This window comes from Allobosea sp., from assembly GCF_030694325.1.
Classification (GTDB): Bacteria; Pseudomonadota; Alphaproteobacteria; order Rhizobiales; family Beijerinckiaceae; genus Allobosea.
In genome coordinates, this window is record NZ_JAUXYO010000195.1 from 1 (window position 1) to 7,821 (window position 7,821).

At 69.8% G+C, this 7,821-nt stretch carries 6 protein-coding genes; 4 read left to right on the forward strand and 2 right to left on the reverse strand.

Annotation, left to right across the window (positions count from 1 at the left end; genetic code table 11):
- The 3 genes from Q8M82_RS12425 to Q8M82_RS12435 form a co-directional block, all read left to right on the forward strand.
- Positions 1 to 880: nickel/cobalt transporter (locus tag Q8M82_RS12425; protein ID WP_305691662.1), on the forward strand; the 880-nt coding region annotated here is incomplete at its 5' end.
- 119 nt (positions 881 to 999) lie between these two features.
- On the forward strand, positions 1,000 to 2,493 hold the full coding sequence (locus Q8M82_RS12430) for an amidase (RefSeq protein ID WP_305691663.1): 1,494 nt from the start codon (positions 1,000 to 1,002) through the stop codon (positions 2,491 to 2,493).
- Positions 2,494 to 2,605: 112 nt separating this feature from the next.
- The gene (locus Q8M82_RS12435) at positions 2,606 to 4,186 is read left to right on the forward strand and encodes an ABC transporter substrate-binding protein (RefSeq protein ID WP_305691664.1); all 1,581 of its coding nucleotides are present in this window, start codon (positions 2,606 to 2,608) and stop codon (positions 4,184 to 4,186) included.
- A 110-nt stretch (positions 4,187 to 4,296) separates the two neighbouring features.
- Here Q8M82_RS12435 and Q8M82_RS12440 read toward each other — a convergent pair whose 3' ends face one another.
- Both Q8M82_RS12440 and Q8M82_RS12445 read right to left on the reverse strand, forming a co-directional pair.
- Positions 4,297 to 5,895: a gamma-glutamyltransferase gene (locus Q8M82_RS12440; RefSeq protein ID WP_305691665.1), complete on the reverse strand. Its 1,599-nt coding sequence runs from the start codon at positions 5,893 to 5,895 to the stop codon at positions 4,297 to 4,299.
- A gap of 154 nt (positions 5,896 to 6,049) precedes the next feature.
- Positions 6,050 to 7,225 carry a diaminopropionate ammonia-lyase gene (locus tag Q8M82_RS12445; protein ID WP_305691666.1) on the reverse strand — a complete coding sequence of 392 codons (1,176 nt, stop codon included), beginning with the start codon at positions 7,223 to 7,225 and terminating at the stop codon, positions 6,050 to 6,052.
- Between the two features lie 128 nt (positions 7,226 to 7,353).
- Here Q8M82_RS12445 and Q8M82_RS12450 point away from each other — a divergent pair.
- On the forward strand, positions 7,354 to 7,821 hold a 468-nt coding region (locus tag Q8M82_RS12450; protein WP_305691667.1), incomplete at its 3' end, for an aminopeptidase.

Genomic DNA, 7,821 nt, shown 5'->3' on the forward strand with positions numbered 1-7,821 from the left:
GCCGCCGCCGCCTCCGCGCAACCCGTTCGGGGTGCCGCTGCCGCGCGAGGCGCCGCCCACCACCACGGGGCTCTTCGGCCTGATCCTGGCCTGGCAGTCGGCCTTCTACCGGGAACTGACGACGGCCCTGAGCGCAGTCGCGAAAAGCCCGGCGGCTCTCTGGGGGCTGCTCGGCCTCGCCTTCGGCTATGGCGTGTTCCACGCCGCCGGGCCGGGCCATGGCAAGGCGGTGATTTCGGGCTACATCGTCGCCGACGACCGCAGCCTGCGGCGCGGACTCGGCCTGAGTTTCGCCGCCGCGATCCTGCAGGCCCTGGTCGCGATCGCGCTGGTGGGCACCCTCACCATCGCCCTGCGGCAGACGGCGCAGACGATGGCGGTCGCGACCGACTGGGTCGAGCGCGCGAGCTTCGCTCTCGTCGCCCTCGTCGGCACATGGGTGCTCTGGCGCAAGGCGGGCGCGCTGCTGGCGCTCGGGCACGGCGCACAGGCCCATGATGCGGCTTGCGACCATGCCCACATGCCGACACCCGACGAGATCGCCCGGCTGCGAAACTGGCGCGAGATTGCCGGCGTCGTGCTCGCGGCGGGGCTGCGGCCCTGCGCCGGCGCGATCATCATCCTCGTCTTCGCCGCCTCCGCAGGCCTGTTCTGGGCCGGCGTCGCCGCCACCTTCGCCATGGCGCTCGGCACAGCGCTGACGACGGGTGCATTGGCGGCGCTCGCCGTCTTCTTCAAGTTCGCCGCATTGAAGCTCGCCGGTGGCGGGTCGCTGCGCGCCGCCCGCACGTTGGCGGTGCTGGAACTGCTCGCCGCCGCCTTCATCGCCATGCTGGGGGCGGCGCTCTATCTCGGCCTCACCGCGGCCGGTGCCAGCTGACGCGCTCCACATCCGCGCCCTGCGCACTTCACGCCTCGCACCTTTCGCCTAGACTGCCTCGCGCCGGACCTCAGGCACGCCTCTTGCGTCGCGCGGTCCTCAACGAGAGGCCTGACCACTTGACCAATCCCTGCGACCTCAGCGCCATCGAGGCGCGTGCCCTGATCGGCGCCAAGAAGCTGTCCGCGACCGAGTTGCTCGAAAGCTGCATCGCCCGCATCGACGCCGTCGACCCGGCCGTCAACGCCATGGTCGCCCGCGACGACGAGCGCGCCCGCGCCGCAGCGAAAGCCGCCGATGCCGCGACCATGCGGGGCGACGCGCTGCCGGCGCTGCACGGCCTGCCGCTCGGCGTGAAGGATCTCGAGAACGTCGCCGGGCTGCGCACCACCTATGGCAGCCAACTCTACCGCGACCATGTGCCCGACGAGGACCAACTCATCGTCGCGAAGACCCGCGCGGCCGGCGCGATCGTGCTCGGCAAGACCAACACGCCGGAATGGGGTGCCGGCGCCAACACGCGCAACGCCGTCTACGGCGCCACCGGCAACCCCTTCGACCCGACGAAATCCGCCGCCGGCTCCTCGGGTGGCTCGGGTGTTGCGCTCGCTACCGGCATGGTGCCGATCGCGACCGGCTCTGACACCGGCGGTTCGCTGCGCAACCCCGCCGCCTTCAACGGCATCGTCGGCTTCCGCCCGACACCCGGACTGGTGCCGAGCGAGAAGCGGCCGATCGGTTGGAACCCGCTGCCCGTGCTGGGGCCGATGGCGCGCACCGTGCCCGATCTCTGCCTGCTGCTCTCGGCCATGGTCGGGGACGATTCCTACGACGCGCTGGCGACCACGATCCATGGCCGCACGGTCCGGCGCCCTGAGGACTTCGCCCGGCCGGCCACGATCGACCTCGCCTCGCTCAAGGTCGCGATCACCCCGGATTTCGGCTTCGCGCCGACCGAGAAGCACATCCGCAAGGTCTTCGCGCAGAAGGTCGGCACCTTCTCCTCGCTCTTCGCCGCGACCGAGGAGGCGACGCCGGACTGCGCCGGCATGGACGAGACCTTCGAGGTGCTGCGCTCGATCGCCTTCCTCGCCGGTATGTATGAGAAGGTCCGCGACACGCCCGAGATGGTCGGCCCCAATGTCCGCGTCAATGTCGAGGAAGGGCTGCGCTATGGCGCGCTCGACATCACCCGGGCGCTGAAGCAGCAGACCGCGATCTACCAGCGCTGGCAGGGCTTCTTTGCGGATTACGACGTCATCCTCTCGCCGGCCGTGACGCTGAGCCCGCGCCCCTGGTCGGAGCTCTACCCGGCCGAGATCGACGGCCAGCCGACGCGGACCTATTTCCACTGGCTGGCGCTGGCCTATGCCGTCACCACCGTCGGCCACCCGGCGATTTCGCTGCCGGTCGGGCTCGATGACGCCGGCATGCCCTTCGGCCTGCAGATCGTCGGCCCGCGCGGCGGCGACGCCAAGGTGCTGGCGGTGGCGGCTGCGCTCGAGGCGGCGCTCGCCGGCGACGCGCTGACGGCGCGGCCCGTGCCCGACATCGCGAAACTCGCGGCCGGCCCGCGCATCGCCGACATGCCCGGCTTCCTCGGCTTCGACTGAGCCGCCATCTCAACGCGAAAGCGCCTGCCCCGGCCCGGGGCAGGAACGTCCAAGACAGGCGTCACGACGCGCGCGTCCGATGCCGGCACGATCGATCACAGGGGGAACTGCCATGAAACGCCGCATATTCCTGAAGGGCGCGACCGCCCTGACGCTCGCCGGTCCCGCCGCCATCGGCCGCGCCGCGGCCCAGTCGGCGACCACGCTGAAATTCGTGCCCCAGGCCAATCTGACGGCGCTCGATCCGGTCTGGACCACCGCGACCGTGACCAGCAACCACGGCTACTATGTCTACGACACGCTCTACGGGCTCGATCTCGCCGGCAAGCCGCAGCCGCAGATGGTCGAGCGGCACGAGGTTTCGCCGGATGGCAAGACCTGGCGTTTCACGCTGCGCGAGGGGCTGTCCTTCCATGACGGCAGCCCGGTCAAGCCGGCGGACTGCCTCCAGAGCCTGAAGCGCTGGGTCCAGCGCGATCCTTACGGCCAGCTCCTGGCCAAGGTGATCGAATCCTCGTCCGCGATCGACGACAAGACCTTCGAGATCAAGCTGACCCGCGCCTTCCCGATGATGCTCGACGTGCTGGCCAAGGCTGACTCGCCGCTCTTCGTCATGCCGGAGCGGCTGGCGACGACCGAGGCGACCAAGCAGATCACAGAGGTCATCGGGTCGGGCCCCTATCGCTTCCTGCCGGCCGAATACGTCTCCGGCAGCAGGGTCGCCTATGAGAAATTCGAGGCCTACAAGCCGCGCGCAGAAGCGCCCAGCCGCAATGCCGGCGGCAAGGTCGCCAATTTCAAGCGGATCGAATGGCAGATCCTGCCCGATCCGGCGACGGCGGCCAACGCCCTGATCAAGGGCGAGGTCGACTGGTGGGAGAGGCCGCTGAGCGATCTCCAGCCGATGCTCGCCAAGAGCGCCGACATCACCCGCGAGGTCACCGACGAATCCGGGCGCGGCGCGATCATGCGGTTGAACCATCTGCAGCCGCCCTTCAACAACCCGAAGGTGCGCGCCGCCGTCCGCATGGCGGTGAATCAGGAAGACTATATGCGCGCCACCCAAGGCGACGACACCTCGATCTGGAAGACCTCGCGCAATCTCTGGTTCCGCGGCACGCCCTATTACGACGGCGAGCAGGAAGACCTGATGCCGCAGAGCATCGAGAAGGCGAAGGCGGCGCTGAAGGACTCCGGCTACAAGGGCGAGAAGGTCGTCATCATCAGCCCGACAGACTTCCCCGATATCGGCCCGCTCGGCGACGTCACCTACGAGCTGCTCAAGAGCATCGGCATGAATGTCGATTTCGTCGCCAGCGACTGGGGCACGGTGATCCAGCGCCGCAACAGCCGCGAGCCGGTCGAGAAGGGCGGCTGGAGCATCTTCCACACCACCGGCTCGGCCAATGGCTGGAGCAATCCGGCCTTGTCCTATCTGGTCCGCGGCCAGGGCGCCAAGGGCTGGTTCGGCTGGTACGACAGCGCCAGGGCCGAGGCGCTCGCGGAAGAATGGCTCTATGCGCCCGACGAGGCCGCCCAGAAGAAGGCGGCCGCCACGCTCGGCCGGCTGGCGCTCGAGGACACCGCGACGATCCCGCTCGGCGTCTTCATGATCCGCACCGCCTATCGCAAGAGCCTGACCGGGATGCAGAAGGGCTCGGCGCCCTATCCGTGGGGGTTGAAGCGGGTGTGACGGGCGCCAGCAGACAGCGTCATTCCCGGGCTTGACCCGGGAATCTCATGACCAGATGTCTCTGGTTTGCGAGATGGTCGGGTCAAGCCCGACCATGACGCCATAGCAGGTCAGCTCTTCGCCGCGACCGCCGCCGACCAGGGCGAGATCACGTCGCTGATGCCTTCCGCCCCATCCGCATCGACGCGGATCAGGTTGGGGCAGGCGAAGTTGATCGGCAGCACGCCGTGTTCGACCACGACCACCGGCCCGGTTGCCTCCAGCGCGGCCAGCGTGTCGGCCGGCAGGCGCAGATCGGCGCTGGTCTGGTCCGGTCCGGAGACGTCGATGCGCGGCCGGTGTGCGGCCTCCTCCAGTCCCATGCCGAAATCCACCGTCCAGGCCAGCATCTGGTAGACGCTGGCGAGGATGCGCCGCCCGCCCGAGGCACCGCCCGCGAAGCGCGGGCCATTCCCCGTCGTCGGCGTCACGATCACCGGGCACATGTTGCAGAGCGGCCGGGCGCCGGGCGCGATCGCATTGGCGCTGCCGGGGCGCGGATCGAACCACATCATGCCGTTGTTCATCAGCACGCCGGTGTCGGGCAGCACGACGCGGCTGCCCATCGAGGAGAGCAGCGTCGTCGTGACCGTAACCAGCGTGCCCTCGCCATCGACGACCGTGAGATGGGTGGTGCAGGTATCGCCGGGCTCCTGCGCGGCCTTCGCGGCGCCGAGCCCCTCGAGCCGGCTGGCATAGGCCTCGCGCATCACCCGCGACAGGCTGGCGAACCACGCCGCGTCGGGCCCGCCAGCGCCGGGCGGAGTGGCGTCCATGCCCTCGACAACCGCTTCCAGCGTCGGCGCGGCGGTGAGCCCGCCGGCGGTGTGGACGAGATGGGTACCGCGCCAGTCGATCGTCGGCGCGTCGCGGACGATCGCCCGGCAGCCGGCGAGATCCTGCGCATCGACCACCCCGCCCAGCGCCTTGATGTCGGCGACGAGCCGGCCGGCGATCTCGCCGCGGTAGAAATCGTCGAGCCCGGCCGAGGCCAGCCGCTCCAGCGTCGAGGCGAGGTTGCCCAAGCGGAAAAAGCCGGGCTTGCCCTGATAGGGCGGCACCGGCGGCAGGCCGTTCGGCAGATAGATCCTCGCGCTCTCCTCATAGAGCCGCAGGACTGCAGCCGAGGAGGCGACCTTGAGCGTCGTATACCAGTCCTGCGCCAGCCCGCGCTTGGCGAGCCTGATCGCCGGCGCCAGCAGATCGGCGACGGGCAGCGCCGTGCCGAAGCTCTCCTTCAGCTTGGCGTAGCCGGCGACGGAGGACGGGATCACGAAGGACAGCGGGCCGTGGATGTTCACATCGCCCACCACCTCGGGCCAGGTGAAGAGGTCGTTCTTCATCGCGCCGGTCAGCGGATAGGCGGAAGGGTCGGCATGGCGGGGCGCCACGGGTCCGAAATCGACCACCTTCGCTTTGGTCTCGCCGGCCTTGAGCACGACCGCGAAGCCGATGCCACCGAGCCCGCTGTTCCAGGGCTCGACCGCAGCGAGCGCGAAACAGGCCGCCACCGCCGCATCCGCCGCATTGCCGCCGACCTCGAGGATCGCCGCGCCGGCCTCGGCCGCCTCGCGGTTCTGCGAGACGACGACGCCGTTGCGCCCGCTCGCCATCGGCTTGCCCAGCGTCCAGTTCTGCGTGCGGTAGGGCAGCTCTGCGGCAACGGTCATCTGTGTAGTCCCCTCGAAGGCCAGGTTGCGCCCGCCAAGCAGGCGAGCGCGCGGGCGGGAGCTTAGGCCAGAGCGAATGGGGCCGCCCCGTGCGCCGATCGTGCGGGCGCCATGCCGGCAAGTCATGCCGGCAAGTCATGCCGGATAAAGTTGATCAGGCGGCCTTGCCGTGGACGAGTTCGGCATAGCGAGCCGGATCGGTCGCGCCCTCGGTGTTGACGACGAAGACGCGCGAGTTCGCGTCGAGCCGCAGCTGCGCCCGGATCGCCGGATCGGTGGCGGCGGCGATCAACCCGGCAAGCCCGACGCCACCGCTTTCGCCGGCGACGATGACGGGGTCGTCGCCCACCGGCCGCGCCAGCCGGTTCATCACCGCGACCGCCTCTTCGTCCTCGACCGTCATGAAGGCGTCCGCCACCCGCGACAGGATGCGCCAGGCGACCAGCGAGGGCTCGTAGCAGTCGAGCATCGCCATCACCGTGGGCTCACCCACCGCAGCCTTCACCGGTTCGCCGGCCCGGGCGCTCTCGAACATGCAGGCGGCGCGAGACGGATCAACCGCGACGAAGACAGGTCGCTCGTCACCCAGCACGAGGGCGAAATGCGCCGCGACCGCCGCCGCGATGCCCCCCACGCCGACCTGCACGAAGACATGCGTCGGCGGCCGCGCCATCTGGCGCAGCGACTCGGCGACGAGCGCGGTGTAGCCCTGCATCACCAGCCCGGGGATGCGCTCATAGCCCGGCCAGGAGGTGTCGGAGACCACCGTCCAGCCCTTCTCCGCCGAGACGCGGGCCGCCTCCGCGACCGAATCGTCATAGCTGCCCTCCGCCCGGATCATCGTCGCACCGAAACGGGCGATGGCCGCGATGCGCTCCTCGCTGACGCCGGAATGGACGAAGATCGCTGCGCAGGCGCCGACGAGCTGCGCACCCTGCGCGACCGAGCGGCCATGATTGCCGTCCGTGGCGCAAGAGAAGGTCAGCGAGGCCGCGACCTCCCTCACAGCCGGCGACTGCAGCTCGGCAATCTCGACCGGCCGCCCGAGCCGGCGCGCGGCCTCCTCCAGCAACAGCTTCACGACGACATAGGAGCCGCCGAGCGCCTTGAAGCTGCCGAGCCCGAGACGATGCCCCTCGTCCTTGATCTGGATCGCGCCGACGCCGAGCTGCGCCGCCAGACCGGGAAGGTCATGCAGCGGCGTCACGGTGTAGTTTTCCCGGTTGCGGATCTGGGCCTCGACCGCGGCCGCGCCGGCAGGGCCGAGGGTTTCCGCATCCTCCGGCAGGAGCGGCTTGCGGTGGTCGGGATGGGCGTTGAGCAGGAACATCGGAATCTCTGTAGCGGTGAACGCGGGGGCGGTGCGGCGCCATCCTGCATCCGAGGGGCAGGGCGGTCCATTGGCGGATGCGCCGCCCTGCACTAGATTCGCCCGACATCACCAGACCAGGCGTCCCCATGACCATTCATCAGCGCGGCCTCCCCGTTTCGATCGATCCCGACAAGCTCGACCGGCTAGCCCAGGCCGCCGTGCGCGTCGGACTGAACCTGCAGTCCGGGCAGGACCTGTTTCTCACGGCCCCGGTCGCGGCGCTGCCGCTGGTGCGCAAGATCGCCGAGCACGCCTACAAGGCCGGCGCCGGGCTGGTGACGCCGATCCTCTCCGACGAGGAGGTGACGCTGGCGCGCTACCGCCATGCCAATGATGCGAGCTTCGACCGCGCCGCCGGCTGGCTGCATGAAGGCGTCGCCAAGGCCTTCGCCAACAACACGGCGAGGCTGGCCATCGTCGGCGACGACCCGATGCTGATGGCGGAGCAGGACCCGGCCAAGGTTTCGCGCGCCAGCAAGGCGAACTCGGTCGCCTATCAGCCGGCGCTGGAGAAGATCGCCGGCTTCGACATCAACTGGAACATCCTGGCCTAC

What these genes read in the sequence shown, in the direction of transcription:
- Q8M82_RS12435 (WP_305691664.1), top strand. Translation starts at nt 2,606, where the DNA reads ATGAAACGCCGCATATTCCTGAAGGGCGCGACCGCCCTGACGCTCGCC.
- Q8M82_RS12440 (WP_305691665.1), bottom strand. Translation starts at nt 5,895, where the DNA reads ATGACCGTTGCCGCAGAGCTGCCCTACCGCACGCAGAACTGGACGCTG.
- Q8M82_RS12445 (WP_305691666.1), bottom strand. Translation starts at nt 7,225, where the DNA reads ATGTTCCTGCTCAACGCCCATCCCGACCACCGCAAGCCGCTCCTGCCG.